Origin of the sequence: Streptomyces griseus (genome assembly GCF_900460065.1) — a bacterium.
Lineage (GTDB): Bacteria > Actinomycetota > Actinomycetes > Streptomycetales > Streptomycetaceae > Streptomyces > Streptomyces griseus.
The window spans coordinates 20417-36567 of record NZ_UAVD01000013.1 but is presented as its reverse complement, the minus strand read 5'-3'; the positions used below and the strand labels follow the sequence as shown (position 1 = coordinate 36567).

At 70.5% G+C, this 16151-nt stretch carries 16 protein-coding genes and 2 pseudogenes; 9 read left to right on the top strand and 9 right to left on the bottom strand.

What is annotated here, in order from left to right; genetic code table 11:
• Positions 1 to 6 precede the first annotated feature (6 nt).
• Positions 7 to 522 (bottom strand): MarR family winged helix-turn-helix transcriptional regulator, encoded by a 516-nt coding sequence (locus tag DTB53_RS07810; protein WP_069456210.1) that lies wholly within the window; start codon positions 520 to 522, stop codon positions 7 to 9.
• Positions 523 to 823: 301 nt separating this feature from the next.
• Here DTB53_RS07810 and DTB53_RS07805 point away from each other — a divergent pair.
• The 3 genes and pseudogenes from DTB53_RS07805 to DTB53_RS07795 all read left to right on the top strand — a co-directional run bounded on the left by DTB53_RS07805 (position 824) and on the right by DTB53_RS07795 (position 3292).
• Positions 824 to 1606, top strand: a pseudogene (locus DTB53_RS07805) (SDR family NAD(P)-dependent oxidoreductase).
• A 189-nt stretch (positions 1607 to 1795) separates the two neighbouring features.
• Positions 1796 to 2806 (top strand): aldo/keto reductase, encoded by a 1011-nt coding sequence (locus DTB53_RS07800; RefSeq protein ID WP_069456209.1) that lies wholly within the window; start codon positions 1796 to 1798, stop codon positions 2804 to 2806.
• 66 nt (positions 2807 to 2872) lie between these two features.
• A complete protein-coding gene (locus DTB53_RS07795) occupies positions 2873 to 3292 on the top strand; it encodes an SRPBCC family protein (protein WP_069631185.1) in 420 nt (139 codons plus the stop codon).
• A 324-nt stretch (positions 3293 to 3616) separates the two neighbouring features.
• Here the strand turns inward: DTB53_RS07795 and DTB53_RS37300 are convergent, their stop codons facing one another.
• The 3 genes from DTB53_RS37300 to DTB53_RS37290 all read right to left on the bottom strand — a co-directional run bounded on the left by DTB53_RS37300 (position 3617) and on the right by DTB53_RS37290 (position 4860).
• Entirely contained in the window at positions 3617 to 3889 is a 273-nt protein-coding gene (locus DTB53_RS37300; protein WP_236586288.1) for a transposase family protein, read from the bottom strand.
• A 169-nt stretch (positions 3890 to 4058) separates the two neighbouring features.
• Positions 4059 to 4355 (bottom strand): hypothetical protein, encoded by a 297-nt coding sequence (locus DTB53_RS37295; RefSeq protein WP_069456076.1) that lies wholly within the window; start codon positions 4353 to 4355, stop codon positions 4059 to 4061.
• A 307-nt stretch (positions 4356 to 4662) separates the two neighbouring features.
• Positions 4663 to 4860 carry a hypothetical protein gene (locus tag DTB53_RS37290; RefSeq protein WP_075025152.1) on the bottom strand — a complete coding sequence of 66 codons (198 nt, stop codon included), beginning with the start codon at positions 4858 to 4860 and terminating at the stop codon, positions 4663 to 4665.
• A 623-nt stretch (positions 4861 to 5483) separates the two neighbouring features.
• On the opposite strand from DTB53_RS37290, the gene DTB53_RS07770 reads away from it, so the two are divergent.
• Complete coding sequence (locus DTB53_RS07770; RefSeq protein ID WP_069456075.1) at positions 5484 to 6173, top strand: GAF and ANTAR domain-containing protein; 690 nt, start codon at positions 5484 to 5486, stop codon at positions 6171 to 6173.
• A gap of 123 nt (positions 6174 to 6296) precedes the next feature.
• Here the strand turns inward: DTB53_RS07770 and DTB53_RS07765 are convergent, their stop codons facing one another.
• From DTB53_RS07765 to DTB53_RS07750, 5 genes are all read right to left on the bottom strand, one after another.
• Positions 6297 to 6617, bottom strand: coding sequence for an STAS domain-containing protein (locus tag DTB53_RS07765; RefSeq protein WP_079147529.1), 321 nt, complete (start codon positions 6615 to 6617; stop codon positions 6297 to 6299).
• Between the two features lie 362 nt (positions 6618 to 6979).
• A complete protein-coding gene (locus DTB53_RS07760; protein ID WP_236586287.1) occupies positions 6980 to 7360 on the bottom strand; it encodes a hypothetical protein in 381 nt (126 codons plus the stop codon).
• Positions 7357 to 7488 carry a hypothetical protein gene (locus DTB53_RS37285; protein WP_256090755.1) on the bottom strand — a complete coding sequence of 44 codons (132 nt, stop codon included), beginning with the start codon at positions 7486 to 7488 and terminating at the stop codon, positions 7357 to 7359. The genes DTB53_RS07760 and DTB53_RS37285 overlap by 4 nt, the downstream gene beginning before the upstream one ends.
• Positions 7485 to 10199, bottom strand: a complete 2715-nt coding sequence (locus tag DTB53_RS07755; RefSeq protein WP_069456074.1) for a DEAD/DEAH box helicase — start codon at positions 10197 to 10199, stop codon at positions 7485 to 7487. The genes DTB53_RS37285 and DTB53_RS07755 overlap by 4 nt, the downstream gene beginning before the upstream one ends.
• A complete protein-coding gene (locus tag DTB53_RS07750) occupies positions 10196 to 10762 on the bottom strand; it encodes a hypothetical protein (protein WP_236586286.1) in 567 nt (188 codons plus the stop codon). The genes DTB53_RS07755 and DTB53_RS07750 overlap by 4 nt, the downstream gene beginning before the upstream one ends.
• A 90-nt stretch (positions 10763 to 10852) precedes the next feature.
• On the opposite strand from DTB53_RS07750, the gene DTB53_RS07740 reads away from it, so the two are divergent.
• The 5 genes and pseudogenes from DTB53_RS07740 to DTB53_RS07720 all read left to right on the top strand — a co-directional run bounded on the left by DTB53_RS07740 (position 10853) and on the right by DTB53_RS07720 (position 15976).
• A complete protein-coding gene (locus tag DTB53_RS07740) occupies positions 10853 to 12499 on the top strand; it encodes a helix-turn-helix domain-containing protein (protein WP_075025151.1) in 1647 nt (548 codons plus the stop codon).
• Positions 12499 to 13074: a hypothetical protein gene (locus DTB53_RS07735; RefSeq protein ID WP_069455707.1), complete on the top strand. Its 576-nt coding sequence runs from the start codon at positions 12499 to 12501 to the stop codon at positions 13072 to 13074. Before DTB53_RS07740 ends, DTB53_RS07735 begins: the two co-directional genes overlap by 1 nt.
• Positions 13075 to 13546: 472 nt before the next feature.
• Positions 13547 to 13869, top strand: a pseudogene (locus DTB53_RS37280) (Tn3 family transposase); the annotation flags it as partial.
• 167 nt (positions 13870 to 14036) lie between these two features.
• Entirely contained in the window at positions 14037 to 15305 is a 1269-nt protein-coding gene (locus tag DTB53_RS07725) for a sensor histidine kinase (protein ID WP_042497915.1), read from the top strand.
• The gene (locus tag DTB53_RS07720; protein WP_012382387.1) at positions 15302 to 15976 is read left to right on the top strand and encodes a response regulator; all 675 of its coding nucleotides are present in this window, start codon (positions 15302 to 15304) and stop codon (positions 15974 to 15976) included. The genes DTB53_RS07725 and DTB53_RS07720 overlap by 4 nt, the downstream gene beginning before the upstream one ends.
• Positions 15977 to 16151 lie beyond the last annotated feature (175 nt).

The window sequence follows — 16151 nt, the reverse complement described above, 5'->3', positions numbered from 1 at the left end:
CCCCTTTCAGCAGGGGCTGGTGGAAGACCCGGGCGAAGGCTTCTCACTGTGCCGGAAGGGGAGAGGGATGCCGGAGGGCATCGCCTTGACTGCTGCGACCAGGGGGGCGAGGTCGGGGTTGACGGCAGCTTCGTCGAGAGCCTGTCTGAGGGCGGTGTCGTTGGTGGGCCGGGCTTCATCCAGGAGCTTCAGGCCGGTTTCGGTGACGTCGGTGTAGATGCCGCGGCGGTCGGTCGGGCACAGGTAGCGGGAGAGCAGGCCACGGCCCTCCAGGCGGGCGACCAGGCGGGTGGTGGCGCTCTGGCTGAGGACGACCGCGTCGGCGACCTGCTTCATCTGCAGATGCCCTCCCTCACTGTCGTGCTGGCGGCTGAGTACGTCGAGCAGCGAGAACTCCCGCACGCTCAGATCGTGCCTGGCTTGCAGGGCACGCTCGATGTGCGCCTCGATCCTGCCGTGCAGCAGGGAGAGGGCTGCCCATCCGTTGGCGAGGGCGGTCAACGCGGGATCCGTGGCGGTCATGGGTCCGGTCTCCTTCCGGATGAGACTGAAATCCAGGATAAGCCCTGAACGAAATTACCCGCTTACTCCTGTATCCGGCGTATGCAAGTAAAATGGCGGTCGATGGCTGGAAGTTGCGAGGTGCGAGCCCTGCCATTTCGCCGAAGAGTCTTGTCTGCCCTGGTTTACCCCGGAGGATTCGATGCTGGCAGCGCTTGACGGTGCGAGGCGGGCGGCTTCCCCGCGCCGGGAGGGCTGAGATGGCGACCGGACGCGGCCCGCTGCCCGGCGGGCCGCGTCACTTCTGGGAGGTGCTCGCTCGATGCGCATCTATATCAGTGGGCGTGCCGAACTGGTCACCGGGCCGACGGCTCAGGCGCTGGCCGATGCCGGGGCCGACGTGGTGGTCAACGGCCGCGACGCCGACCGGGTCGCCCAGGCGGTGGAGCGGCTCGGAGCGCGCGGCGGCGCGGCAGACGTCGGGACGGCGGGAGGAGTGGCCGAGCTGGTCCGGCAGGTGCCCGACGTCGATGTCTTGGTCAACAACACCGGCGTGTTCGGCCCCCGGCCTGTCTTCGAGATCCTCCACGGGGAGTGACTACGGTTCTTCGAGGTGAACGTGCTCTGCGGCGTGCGTCTGGCGCGCCATTACGCGCCCCGGATGGCGGGGCGCGGGTGGGGCCGGGTGATCTTCGTCAGCAGTGAGGCGGGTGTCCAGCCCTCGACGGGCATGGTCCATTACGGGATGGCCAAGACGGCGCAGCTCGCCGTGTCGCGAGGGATGGCCCGGGAGCTGGCCGGTAGTGGGGTCACGGTGAACTGCGTGCTGCCCGGGCCGACGGTGAGCGGCAGGGTGCTGGCCATGTTCGACGAACTGCATCCCGGGCTCGACCCGGCGGAGCAGGAGCGGCGCTATCTGGCGGAGAACCGCGCGGCCGCGTCTCTGCTCAAGTGGCTGATCCGGCGTCATGAGGTGGCCAGCATGATCACTTATGTGGCGTCGGAGCAGGCTTCGGCGACCACGGACCGGGCACTCGGCGCGTACGGCGGCCTGGTCCCCACGATTGTTCCCTGGCGGGCGAGTGGTAGCCCTTACTTGCATTAGCCCGCGTCTGCAATTATTGTCTTAGCATGTAAGGCGCTAGCACAAGTAAATGCGGGACCGCCTGCACCGCCCAGTCGGGTGACCCCCGCCCCGTGCCCCGGCCCTCGTTCAGGCGGGCCGCCGCACCGGGGGCATCTGATCTTCCACGCCTCATCTCATACCGAGGCATCGATCGAAAAGGCACCATCCATGTCTCTGAAGAACATCCTTCCCGGCCGTCTCGGCTTCGGCACCGCCCCGCTCGGCAACATGTTCCGCGCGATCCCCGACGAGGACGCCCGCGCCACCGTCGAAGCCGCCTGGGACCAGGGCATCCGCTACTACGACACCGCCCCCTTCTACGGCGCCGGCCTCGCCGAGGAGCGCCTGGGTCAGGTCCTGTCGGCCAAGCCCCGCGACTCCTACGTGCTGTCCAGCAAGGTCGGCCGGGTCATCCTCGACGAGATCGAGACCGACGTCCCCGACTTCGGCGAGAAGGGCGGCCTGTTCGAGCACGGCAACGCCAACAAGGTCCTCCACGAGTGGACCGCCGACGCCACCGAGCGCTCCATCGAGGGCACCCTGCGCCGCATGGGCGTCGACCGCCTGGACATCGTCTGGGTCCACGACATCGCCCAGGACTTCCACGGCGACGCCTGGGTCAACAAGTTCGAGGAGGCCCGCACCGGCGCCTTCCGCGTCCTGTCCCGCCTGCGCGACGAGGGCGTCATCCGGGCCTGGGGCCTGGGCGTCAACAAGACCGAGCCCATCGAGATGACCCTCGCCCTGGACGAGCCCAAGCCCGACGGCTTTCTCCTCGCCGGCCGCTACACCCTCCTCGACCACTCCCACGCCCTCCAGCGCCTGCTGCCACTGGCCCAGGATCAGAACGTCGACATGGTCGTCGGCGGCCCCTACAGCTCCGGCATCCTCGCCGGCGGCACAAACTTCGAGTACCAGCAGGCCCCGCCGGAGATCATCGAGAAGGTCAAGCGCATCAAGGCCCTCACCGACCAGCACGGCATCTCCATCAAGGCCGCTGCCCTCCAGTTCTCCCTGGCTCACCCCGTGACCGCAGCCGTCATCCCCGGCGCGACCCGTCCCAGCCGCATTGCCGAGGACACCGCCGCCCTGAGCGAGGACATCCCGGCCGCGTTCTGGACGGACCTGCGCGCCGCGGGCCTGGTCAGCCCGGCCGCCCCGCTGCCCCACGGCGCCTGACCAGCACCCTCACCCGAACCCCCACTCCCAAACCCCCACGCCAGTAACACCATCCGGAGAAACGCCATGGCCTCGACATCCGTCAGCCGCATCGTCCCCGCCTCCCCCGACAAGGTCTGGAGCCTCATCGGAGGCTTCGACGCCCTGCCCGACTGGCTCCCCTACATCCCCGAGAGCACCCCGCTCGAAGGCGGCCGAGTCCGCCGACTGAAGAACAGCGACGGCGAGGTCATCATCGAACGCCTCGTCGACTTCAACGAGACCGAACGCCACTACAGCTACGCCATCCTCCAGGCCCCCTTCCCCGTCAACGGTTACGTCTCCACCATCCGCGTCCACACCGTCCGCGAACAGGAGAACGCCACCGAGGTCCAGTGGTCGGGACGCTTCAACCCTGACGGCGCCACCGAGCAGGAGGTCGTCGACCTGTTCACCGGCATCTACGCCGACGGCCTCGACGCCCTCCACCAGACCCTCACCGCCTGACCGGCACCGGCCTCACCCCAGGGAACCGGTCCCCGCACGGCCCGGGCACGCACCCCGCGTACCCGGGCCGCGGCGCGCCCTGACACAAAGCCGCCCGTGAGCCGGACCATGTACGCGACCGGATCCACCCCCCGCCGCCCACCGCAGTGCCGTGTACCGTCGACGGATCCTGAACCCGCCCCGACACACCACCAGCTCCGAGGACGGGCTGCCGACGACAGCCTGAAGTCCGTCAGCGGTTGACTTCGAGATTCGTCAGGACGAGGAGGGCGCACAGTAGGTGGCTAGCGCGGGCGGGATCGGTGCGGGCTTGGTCAGGCTCCGTCAGCTATTGAGGTGGGCGAAGCCGTGCTCGACCGGGGCGCGTCCAACGACGAGGACGCGGCTTGCGGTCTTCTGGCCGACGGTGAGCTTGTGGGTGCGGGTGGCGTGGTAGCCGGTGACGATCACGGGTTCGAGTACGCCGATGTCCAGCCCGCGAAAGCCCAAGTCCGCCAAGGCCCTGAGGCCGGCGGCACGCAAGTGGGCCAGGACGTGATCGTCCCGGGCGGCGGTGCTGTCGTGGGTGCCGCCGTGCCGGGCGGCGGATATCCAGATCAGCTGACCCCGCTTGTCGGTCAGGGCGAGGAAGTGCAGGCCGTGCCAGTGGCGCTTGCCTCAGTAGTCGCGTCGGTCGGCCTTCCCGGTGCGGCGCTGGGCGGCAATGAGGGCGCTGTCGATCAAGACCACTTTCTCACCCTGCCCAGCGGCCTTCTCCAGGTGTGGTCTAGGCGCGGTGCCTGCACGGCGAACAGGCGATCAGCTCGTCGCGCCAGCGCCGCACAGTGGACTCGGACACGTTGTTGCCGTCGGCCATGTCAGCCCGGCGTCGGTCACGGCGCAGCACAGCCAGGACGATCACCGCGATCTTGCCAGGCGGCAGGATCCGCCACCTGGACCGGATCACTTTCAGGTGACCTCGCAGCAGATCGGCGAGGTGGTTGACGGTGCGCGTGGGCAGCGGTAGGCGGCACTGGTAGACAAGCAGGCCGATGTCCTCAGCATGCTTCTTGGCTTTCGTCACGCAATTCCAACAGCCACCGGGGGCAGCGCAGTTACGCCCGCGCCGCGAAGTCCCTACCGGCGGAGCAGATCACAAGCGGGTGGTCCACGGGCCGTCGGGCAGTTTGCGCAGCCAGCGGTCGACGAGTCTGACCAGCTTCCCGCGCAGCGGCTCCAGCTTGGACCGCACACTGACATCGATTCCCAGGCGTCGCCGACCTGCCGAGCCATGACCGGTCCGGCCGCCTGCCGCACGGTGGCCAGGATGCGCTGGTAGGCCGGCGGGAGCAAATCCTCCCGCATGTCCGGCGCGCGGTGCGGGATCAGCATCACCGCTCGCCCGCCCACCTGCCCGGGCGCAGCGCAGCTGCGGCGCGTTCGTTGGCGAGCTGTTCGCTCACCTGCTCAACAACCCGCTCCGCGACGGCGAGCTCGTCCCGCTCGTCCCGCACTTCCGCCAGTTCCTCACGTGCGTCCAGCTCCGCACGCCGCGCGGTGATCCGTTCCAGCAGCTTGGGTCCATGCATCGGATGGTAGAAGGCGCCTGACCCCAGCGAGCAGGAATCAGCGAACCGTCCGGCTCTGGCAAACGACCTACTGCGCAGACTGTCGCCGACGCCCAGCACGAGCACCCCGAGAGTCAGTCACACCAGCCCTTCAACCTGTTCTTTCAAGTTGACGGAGGCTCACTGCTGGGCACTCGCGGCCCTGGTGCGGTTTCTGCCCGCTGCGGCCCCCGGCCGCCGTCCGGCCCGCCTGACCGCGCCGTCCGTCGACGCGTGACGGGGGCATCTCTTCCTCCGGCATCGGGGCGCCCGTCGCTGAGATCCACCGGGGTGACTGCTCCGCCGGGGGCGTGATGCAGACGCTCAGCGCGGAGGGCGCGGGGCGAGCTGGCCGAAGGGGTCCAGGGCTGCGGGGTGTGCCGCCCGGACCGGGTGCTCAACCGGTCGTGAGCCCGGGGGCAGGTGGCTGCTGGTCCCGGTCGGGGTGGGCCGGCTGCCGGGTGATGGCTGGGCTGTACGGGGCGGTCTGTGCGGGAGGCCGGTGCGGCGTGCGCGCGGAAGCCGTTCTCGCCGAGATGCTGCGTGCCCGTAGGGGCCCTGGGAAGGCGTCTTGGTGCGGGGGCCGACGCAGAGGAGTGAAGGGTATGGACTGGCAGCGGTTCGCGGAGCGGATAGGTGTCATGGCGCATGATCTGCTGGAGCAGCCTTCGGTGGACGCGACGCTGGGGCGGATCACGGGTTCGGCGACCGAGCTGGTCGCGGGGTGCGATTTAGCGGGGATCCTCGTTCTGAGCGGGGCGGAATCCCACTCGCTGGCGCCCACGGATCCCCTGGCGGAGGAACTGGACCAGCTCCAGCGCAAGCTGGGGCAGGGCCCGTGCTTCGACGCCGCCCGCCGCTCGACGGGGGAGCGGGTCTTCCGGATCGCCGACCTCACCGAGGTGGAGCCGCGGTGGCCGGACTTCGTGCCCGAAGCCAGGGGGCTGGGGGCGGGCAGCATGATGGGTTTCCTGCTGTACACCGACGACGAGGACTTCGGCGCGCTGAACTTCTACTCCCGCAGCCCCGGAGCGTTCAGCGAGGAGAGCGAGCGGGCCGGTGTGCTGCTGGCCTCCCACGCCGCCGTCGCCCTGTCCGCCGCCCGCACCCACGCCCAGATGGAACAAGCCGTCGCCACCCGTCACCAGATCGGGCAGGCGATGGGCATCCTCATGGCCCGTCACCGCGTCCCCGAGAACGAGGCGTTCAACCGGCTGCGTGCCTACTCGCAGAACAAGAACGTCAAGCTCCGCGAGGTGGCTGTGCTGGTGTGTGAGCAGGGGGCCCTGCCGTAGTGCTGGCCCCAGGCCGCGGGGCCAGGACTACAACAACGGGCGGGCCCCCGGCAGCCGCTCTGTAACCGGGGCCGCCCCCGGGTCCGGCTTCGTTGTCAGGAGGCCGGGATCTCTGGCGGGCCTTCAGGCGGCGTGGGCCGCGTGGAGGGTGGGGTAGATGTGGAGGACTTGGTCCACGCCGTAGATGCTGAGGAGACGGGCGAGGCGGGGGGAGGGGTTCACGATGCGCAGAACGCTGCGCTGATGGGTTGCCAGGAGCATCGTGAGAAACATTGAATCGGTGAAGGTGATGTCCGATGCATCCAGGATCAGGCCCTTGTGGGTCGCCACCGCAGCGTCGATCTGAGTCTGCAGGAGCGGCACTGTCTGGTAGTCGAACTCGCCGCGCGGTGTGATCACTGGCAGGGACCCGGGGCCGCTGTCCTGGAAGGCGGGGGACGTCATCCCCCGATTATGGTCCCCGCGGCCTGCTGGTATGACGATCGGGCTGCAAGGGAAAACCGCCGGTTTTCGGGGAAGTTCGCGAAAGCCTTGCGACGCCCCGGCCGGGAGGGCAGGGGCGGGGGTTTGAGCGCTGCGTTCCGGGAGACCTGAAGACCCGTCGGCATGTCCTCCCGCGCCGACGGGGGCTGGCCGGCTGGCCGTGGCTCCTTCGGCGTGACGTAGCCCGCCGAAGGAGCCCTGGCTGTGCTCGATAGGGTCGGTGGCAGACCGCGCCGTATGGGTGTGCGGGACAGGCCCGGGTCCCTGGAGTACGGCTCGTTCCCCTGGTACCGGTGGCGGCCCTGCCACCGGCACCGGGCCGTTCAGTCGTCGTCGGGGGCGGAGCCGATCCAGGCCACCGGCCCGTCGGGGGTGATGCCCCAGTGCGAGGTGCGGGTCTCGTGGCCGGCGCTCTGTACGCAGATCCGGCCCCACCGCCCGTGTTTCCCCGGGCAGAGCACGGCGAGCGCGGCCACGTCGCCGGTCTGTACGGCGTGGTCGTACCGGTCCTGGAATGGCTGGAGTTCGTCGCGGAGGTCGCGGCCGGCCGCGACCTCCTCCTGCTCGATCAGGGCCTGGAGCCGCTGGACTTCCGGATCGGCCAGCACGGCGCTGATCGCTCTTTCCGCCTCGCGCCAGGCCCGTTGCCGGGCCCGCCCGGCGACTGTCGTGCGGATCTCCTCGGCCTTGCCGTCGGTGGTCACGGGGTGCCCTCCTGCTCGGATGGGGAGTTGGTGCGGTCGGCGGCCCAGTTCCCGAGCCGTTGCCAGGGGCGCCAGCGGCCGAGGAGGTACCCGGCCGCCAGCGCCACGGCGAGAGCCCGGGCGGTCATCCGGCTGCCCAGTCGATGCCGAGCGCGGCGAGCTGCTCGCGCTGCCCGGTGCTCAGCTTGTTCCGCCTACTGCGGGTGTTGCTGATCCAGTTGCCCAGCCGGATGGGTCCGCGGGGCGTCTCCTCAACGTGGGCTCGGGGCACGACGACACGGCCCTCCCGCGCTGCGTACTGGGTGAGCGCGGTGATACCCCGCTCGAACGCCGTGCCCTTCCCAGCCGTCGTTGTGGCGGCTGGAGCGGTGTCGGTCCGGGGAGTGAGTCCGAGACCCTCCAGCCGCTTCTGCTGTTCGTCGTTGAGGGTGTTCCAGACGGCGGGGTCGGTCTGGCGGGTGGTCCAGGTGCCGATGTCGACCCCGTTGACGGTGACGCCGGGCAGCAGCTCGATGCCGCTGTGTTCTTCGGCGAGGAGGTGGCGGGTGGCGGCGTAGTGGCGCTGCCAGTCGACCGGCCACCCGGGGTTCCACTCCGGATCGATTGCCTCCAGCGCGCGGCGGCGTTCGTCGGCGCGTACGGGGTCGGTGCCCAGCCCGCCGGGGCGGCGCAGATTGGAGAGCCACTGGCCGACGGGGACTCCGTCCCACTGCGTGTCCCTCGGGCAGGCCAGGCTGCCGTGTACGGCGTGGTAGTCGCGGGCGGCGCTGAGGTTCTTCCAGAACCCGGCGTCCGAGACGGACCAGACCATGCCCACCTCGTTGAGCAGGTCCACCCGCCAGGGCTTGAGCTTCCCGGCCTTGAAGCTGCGGCGCTGTTCGCTGACCCAGGTGCCGAGCCCGTAGGTGGCGCCGTCGCCGCCCAGCTCGACGCCGGTTTCGCTGGGGACCTGCGCGTGCCCGTGCTCGCGGACCCAGCCGCGCAGGGCGTTGTACCCGGTGAGCCAGATCTCGGAGTCCGGCCGCAGGACGCGGGTGCGCAGGAACAGGGCGACGGCCTGCGGGTCGCGGGGGAGGGAGAACCGCAGCAGCGGCACCCCGGTGCCCGCGATGCCCGGTGCCGCGTCGGCCTCCTCCTCGCCCTCGCCCTCGCCCGCTTGGCCCTCGTCCTCGCCCTCCTCCTCGCCCTGGTCCTGGTCCTGGTCCTGGTCGTCGGTCTCCTCGTCGCCCTGGTGCTCGTGGGCGTCCTGGTCGTCGTCGTGGCCGGCCGCCGTGCTCTCGTGCCCGTCGCCCTGGTCCTCGTCCTGGTCGGCCGGGGGCTGCTGCGGGTCGAGGGCGAGCACGGAGGTGATCTGCCCGCGAGCGGTCGTGGTGGGCAGCGCCATGCGCTCGATGACCCGGTCATCGTGTGCCCGCAGGCCCTGGAGGATCCCTACAAGCCCCCGGTAGCTGGAGGACGCCATCATGTCGCCGGGGTCCTCCCCGGGCTCCAGGAACACCGGCACCAGGATGCGGGAGACCTTGCCGTCGCCGGGCTCCTGCCGCAGGGCCCGCCCGATGATCTGCACGATCTCCACCGGTGACGAGCGGGTGTCGGCGAAGACGACCGCGCCGACACCGCGCTCGCCGCGGATGTCGACCCCTTCCCCGAGGACTCGGCAGGACGCGAGGAACGAGAGCTCGCACACCCACCCCTCCGCGTCGAGCCCGTCCGCGTACCGGCCGAGCACATCCCGCCGGTGGGTGGCGGGGTGTTCCCCGGACAGCCAGTCGGAGCCGACCCGGGCCGGGTAAGCGGCGGGGCCGGCCGCGTGGAGGCGGGCGGCGGTCTCCGGCATCGCCCGGCTGAACGCCATGGCGTCCAAGGTCCGCGAGTGGAACGTCATGTAGCTGCGGACGCCGGTCTCATCCGCGTGCTTGAGCAGCGCGGCCTGGAGCGCGGCGAGCCGGCGGCCCCGCCGCTCCTCCGGTGAGGCGTCGTCGGCGAGCGGTGCGGGGTCGCGGATCTCCAGTACGTCGATCTCGAACCGGGCGAGGATGCCCCGCTCCACCGCCTCCATCAGGCCGGTCTCGTGCAGGACCGGTCCATACAGGGTGGTGTCGTCCATCGAGGCCACCAGCCGGCCGCCCAGCGCCTCACCGCCGCCCTCGTCCGCCGTGGCGGGTCCGGCTGCCCACAGGCGCGGGGTCGCCGTCATGTACAGGCGGCGGGCGGCGGGGAAGCGCGCCTGGTCGTGGATGGCCGCCCAGGCTTTCGTGCGGTCGCCCGACGTCCTGTGCGCTTCGTCGATGACCACCAGGTCGAAGGGCGCCATGCGTTGCCCGTAGGAGCCGCGCAGTGCCGTCTCCAGCACGCCCAGGGACTCGTCATCGTCGTCCTGGTCCTGGTCGTCGGCGAGGCCCTGTCCGGCGAGGCTCGCGTAGGTCGCGAAGACCAGCATCGGCCCTGAGCCTGCCCACAGGGCGAGTTGGGTCGGGTTGGTGGTGCACCGCACTCCGAGGGCTTCCAGCAGCGGGTCGGCTCCGAGGGAGCACACGGCGACGGCGGGGCCGGTGTGCCCGGCCCGGCGCCATGCCTCGACCGTCTGCGTCAGCAGGTCCAGCGTCGGGACCAGGACGCCGATCACCCCGTTCGGGCACAGCTTGAGCGCGGCCATCGCCGCGGTGACCGTCTTGCCGGTGCCGGTGGCCATGTGGACCTGCCCGCGCAACCCGGCCATGGGCAGCGCCCCGTCCATGGGCAGGGACAGCCCCCGCACGATCGCGTCTACGGCCTCGACCTGATGCGGCCACAGCGTGATTCCCCGCCGCTCTGCCTGCGCCGCCTGCTGCACGTTCATCGCTCCTCACTCGTCACGGCTGTGCCGCCCGGGGTGAACGGGGCGACGGACACCGCCCCGCCATCATCGACGCTCACCCGCTCGGCCAGCTGGACCAAGACCTCGTTCGGGGTCAGCCCGGCCCGCGCCGCCACGGCACGGACCCGCCGCCCGGCCGCCGCGCCCAGCCAGAGCTCGGCATGCAGCTCGTCGCCCTTCTCCCGCTGCCGCTCCGCCCACGCTGCACGCTCCCGCAGCACCCTGGCGTGCCGCTCCTCCCGCTCCCACGCCCACGTGCTGCCGGTCTCGTCCAGAGCGGCGTTGTAGACGTCGGCCCCAGTGGCGGCGAGGTGGGCGGCGACCCGCCGCCATTCAGTGAGCAGGGCTGCCCATCGGTCGGCCAGTTCCCCGGGGTTCGGTGCAAACTCTCCGACCGCCGCCGCCGTGCGGGAGCGCAGTTCCTCGCGGGTCTCGCGCACCCGCACCACCGCCTCCTCCACCGCCCGCTGCACCTGCCGCACGGCCATGCCCGCCGCCTGCCGGCGCACCTGGTCACGCGCCACGTCCTCCGAGGTCCAGATCACCGCAGCGGCTCCAGTCTGAGTCTGTCACGAAATGCCAAATAGATGCCCAATGTAACACTCTTTAATGCCCAATTACTGTACGGTTGCTGTATGAGTGAAGCGAACAGCGTGGAAGCACTGTTGGAAGAGGCTCGTCTCGTCGCGGCGATGCCGCCGCCGGAGGAACGGTTGCGGCTGCGGGAGGCGGCCGGGTTCTCCCGCGCGCACTTCGCGGCCACGGTCGGCGTGGGCAGGCAGACGATCGCGAACTGGGAGACCGGCGTCTCCGACCCCACCCCGCCGGCCCGCTACCCGTACCTGCGGATCCTGAAGGGACTCGCGGAGATCTACCCCGCACCCCCCGCTCCGCATGCTCCCCCCGCCAACTCGGAGGAGATCGCAGCCCTCTACACCGGCACGCCCACGATGCCTCCGCAGCTACCCGGCCCGGTGCCTGCGGCGCTCGCCGGTCTGGAGACGCTGCGGGGTCCAGACGGCCGCGCGATCGAGGGCGACCCGGGCCCGTGCGTCCGGTGCGGGGTCGAGACGACCTACCAGTCCACTGACGGCCGCCCGCTCCATTCCGGGGCCCTGTGCCAGCCCATCACCCCCGCACCGCCCACCCGGGGCCCCGAAGCCACCGCCCCCGCCCCCGCCCCGGCCGCGCCCGCGCAGGCCGTGCCCGCGCCCGCCACCACGCCTGCCCCGGCTGTGGTGTCGCCGGTGGCGGCCCGGGTGCCGACCCGCCCGCAGCGCCGCTCCAAGAGCGCCGAGCGTGCCGAGGCCGACCTCATGGGCCTGATCCGGGGGGCGGTCGAGCACGAGGCGGAGCGTGCCGGCGGGGACGAGGACGCCACGCTCAAAGCGCTGATCGGCCGGGCGATCCCCGACGTCATGCACCTCTTCAACGAAACCAGGGCCACCGCCCGCTACGAGTACACCGCCTATCCGGCGTTGCCGGACATTCTGCACAAGCCGTCGAAGAAAGACCCGGACCAGATCTGGGAGGCCCGCCCCGCCTACAACAACCCCGCCTACTCGATGCGCGCCCCCGAGCGGGACATCAAGGTCACCGCTCTCGACGTCAACGCCGCCTACCTGAGCGCGTTGAAGGTGTGGCTGCCGATCGGGAAGCTGGAGCACTCCACCGGCATGGACGGCGTCGGCCCCAAGCGGTCCGGGGTCCACCTGATCACCCCCGCCGAGTGGGCCCACCCCCACCTGCCCGACCCGCTCGGGGACCGCGACACCCCCGGCGCCCTCTGGATCACCGACGCCACCCTCCGCCTCCTGCTGCGCCTGTCCGGCCCGAAGTGGGCCCTGACCGAGGCACCGACCGTGCATGAGTCCTGGACGTCCGGGGCGACCGAGAACTTCCTGGACGCCCTGCGCAAGCTCCTGGTGGCCGCCCGGTCGGAGGCGATCGCGGCCGGGGACCGGCTGACGCTGGAGTACGTCAAGGCGATGTACAGCAAGTTCGTGAGCACGATGGGGGAGTCGGTCCACAACCGGGAGATGGTCCGCCCCGACTGGATGCACCTGATCCACTCCCAGGCCTACGCACTGCACTGCGGCCGTGCCTACAAGGCCCACCAGGCCGGACTGGACATCGTCGCGCTCAAGCACACCGACGAACTCCACGTCACCGGGGACTGGCGGCAGGTGTTCACCGAGGGCCGTGGCGTCTCCGAACTGAAGGTCAAGCAGGGCGACGGCAAGACCGCCGGTGAGTACCTCGTGGGCAAGGTGGGCGGCTGATGGCCGGACGCTGGAAGGACTTCGGCCGCTACGGCGCGAACGGCGCACCAGGTGCCGAAGCCCTCGGCATCGCCATCGAGGGCATGGTCCACGGCATCAGCTCACCGGTCGACAGCGAGCGCGGTCTCTCCGCCCGCCTGAACTACCTCACCAAGTCGGACGCGGGCTATGAGGCGATGGACCGGGCCGGTATCCACGTCTCCCCCCGCACTCTGATGGCCTGGCTCGCCGAGGAGCGCAGCCCGAACAAGGCCAACCTGACCCGCCTGGACGCGGCGTACTGGGACCTGCGCCGCCGCAACGTCGCCACCGACCTCAAGCACCGGCTGAACAACAACGGCAGGGGGACCCGGGTGGAGATCAACCCGGTCAACCAGGCCGGCGTGGAGCAGAAGTACCAGCGCGACCTGGCCCCCCGCAGTATCAACGTGCGAGGGGTGTGGGACCGGGCTGTGGACGCGTGGATGAACGACGACCTGGCCGATCTGGACGCGGTCTGGGACGAGATCCTGGACCTGATCGGCTCGGACTACGACGGCTACAGCTACGTCTCCTCGATCGGCTGGGCCGCCTGACCCCGGCCCCACGGACTCTCGCCCCGGGACTGGGGGCTAGGTGTCCCCGATGCTAGGCCCTGTCGTCGAACTGCCGCCTGCCCCGCGGGGCCGTGCACGCGCTCTCGCCGCACCGGGCACCGGCCCGAGTACGTCCCGTACGAGGACCCGCACCCGGCACACCGAGAGCACGCACCTGACCCCGCAGGGCCGCCATCCGGCCGGCGACGGCAGTGTGACGACAGGGCCTAAGCCCGCACGGTCGCGCGCGGTGAAGCCGCGCCTGGACGTGAAGACGGCCAAAGCCACGGACGCCATGAGCTGGCCGGGGCTGTTCGTGGTGGACGCCCCTGCCCATGAGGGCATCGGGTAAGCCCGCTTCCGAGGGAGCTCTCCCACCACGACCGTGTGCGCCGCACGAGTTCGAGCACGTGCCTGACGAGTTCGTAAGGAGCCCGACTCCGCCCCGTCCGGTACACCCTCCTGCATGAAAGACACCTACCGGCGGCCGATGAACCGGCGGCTCACCGTGCAGGAGTCCCGCCACCGGCCCGCCCGCGTGATCTGCCACGGCGGCTGCGGACAGATCCGCCAGGCGTACCGTGAGCGCCAGGAGGACCAGCTCGCCGGTGGGTCAGGTCCTCAACGCGGTGGTGCTCTGGAACACCTGCTATCTGGACGCCGCCCGCCTCTCCCCGCTCAAGAACCGGCGGATCAACTCCTGGGCCGCTACCTGTTTCCAACGTCAGCGGCCCGGCCAGGGCCTGCGCCCCCCTCCACGACCCGGACGCGCCCGAGGACGGTGACGAGGAGGAACAGCCCCGGCCTGTCCTCGCCCGTATCGCGGCAGCGCACCCTCGGGGCTGCCGTGGAGGCCACCGACTGAGTGACCTGCCGGTCCGTTCCGTCCATGGAGGCCGCGGTGACGCACGTCCGCTGACCTGGCCGGCTGGCTCATGCCCGGACTGGACGATACTGATCACATGGACAAGGTTGGCAGAGGGTCGGTGCGCGGGGCGCTGACCGCCGTGCGTAGGGATCTGGTCCCGCTGGTCCCGCAGCCGATGCCGCCCATGACGGGGCCGGGGCCGCTGCGATGGCTGCCGCACCTCGCCGTCACCGTGTTGGCGGCCTTCGCGGCCGGGCCCGGTACGGAGGACATCTCCGTGAGACCCGTCGGGATAGTTCACGCGGGGCTGCTTGTGGTGGCGCTGCGGTGGCCGGTGCCTGCGTGGTGGCTGTCGCTGGTGATGCTGCCGGTGTTCGCGTTCCATTCGCCCTTCGGTCCGTACGAGGGATGGGCGTGGGCCGTGCACGCCGGGCTGCTGTTCCTGGTGGCGGTCCGCAACAGGCCGCGAGTGATGTGCGAGACCGTGCTGCTGAGTACCGCCACGCTGCTCGGGCTGCAGCTGGCGGGCGGTGGAATGTGGCCCTGGCGCTTCCTCTTGATCACGCTGACGGAGTTCGCGATCGTCGCGGGCGCCGCGCTCGGGGTGCGCAGGACGCGAGAGGTCCGCTCCCGGCTCGCGGCGCAGGAAACGGCCCTCGCCCAGGAGCGGGCGCACCGCACCGTGCTGGAGGAACGTGCCCGCATCGCACGTGAGCTGCACGACGTGGTCGCCCACCACATGTCCGTCATCTCCATTCAGGCCGATGCCGCCCCGTACCGCGTCGCGGATCCGCCGAGGGAGATGGTCACGGCGCTGACCGACATCCGCGCGGGCGCGCTGGAGGGCCTGGACGAGCTGCGCCGTCTCCTGGGGGTGCTGCGCTCGGAGGGCCACCCTGACGGCAGCACCCCGCAGGCTCCGCAGCCCACCCTGGAAGGGCTCGACGACCTACTCGCCGGTGTACGCAAGGCCGGGCTCGACGTGACAGCGGCAATCTCCGGAACACGCCGACCGCTGCCCGGCGGCGTGGAACTGTCGGCCTACCGGATCGTGCAGGAGGCGCTCAGCAACACGCTGCGCCATGCCCCCGGCGCCACGGTCCGTGTCGAACTCACCTACCGTCACGCGGCTCTTCACCTGCGCATCCTCAACGGCCCCGGACAACACGCCGCCCCGCTCTCACCAGGAGCCGGACACGGCGTTCTGGGCATGCGGGAACGTGCCGCGATGCTCGGCGGCGAGCTCACGGCAGCACCCCTGCCCGACGGCGGGTACGAGGTGACGGCTCTGCTGCCGGTGCCCGCCGCACCGGCCCTTCCGAACCTCTCGCCTGCTCGGACAGACAAGGAACAGACCGCATGACGATCCGAGTGATGATCGCCGATGACCATGCGATGGTCCGTGAAGCCTTCTCGGTACTTCTCAATGCCCAGCCCGGCATCGAAGTGATCACGACCGCCGTGGACGGCTTGGAAGCTGTGGCGAAAGCCAGAGAACTGCACCCCGACGTGATCGTCATGGACATCCGGATGCCCGGACTGAACGGCATCGACGCCACCCGCGAAATCACCCGGCAGACCGACCTGCCCACCAAGATCCTCGTCCTGACCACCTTCAACCTCGACGAGTACGTCTACGAAGCACTGCGTGCCGGTGCCAGTGGCTTCCTCCTCAAGAACGCCTCCGGAGTCGAACTGGCGGAAGCCGTACGCATTGTGGCCGCCGGCGAAGCTCTGCTGTCCCCGGAGATCACCAAGCGGCTCATCGCCGAGTTCTCCCGGCTGAGCACCTCGACGAAGCGTCCCACCCAGGTGCGGATCGATGAACTCACCCACCGCGAGACCGAGGTGCTGGCGCTCGTCGCCCAGGGGCTGTCCAACGCGGAGATCGCCGGTGAGCTCGTCGTCGCCGAGCAGACGGTCAAGACCCACATGGGCCGCATCCTGCAGAAACTCCAGCTGCGGGACCGTACGCAAGCGGCCGTCTTCGCCTACGAGACGGGCCTGGTCACCCCCGGCCGCACCAACCTGTGATCCGGTAGAACACGGCGGCTCACGGCACTTCCTGCGGACCCCCTACCCGAGAGCCACGTCCAGGAATGGCTCCGCAGCGTGATGCTGGCACGGACGCCCCGTTCCTAACCTTTCCTGTGTGAGCCGGTCCTCGCCGCCCCACCCCGGCCCCGAGGACTTCGCAGCTCACGGCACA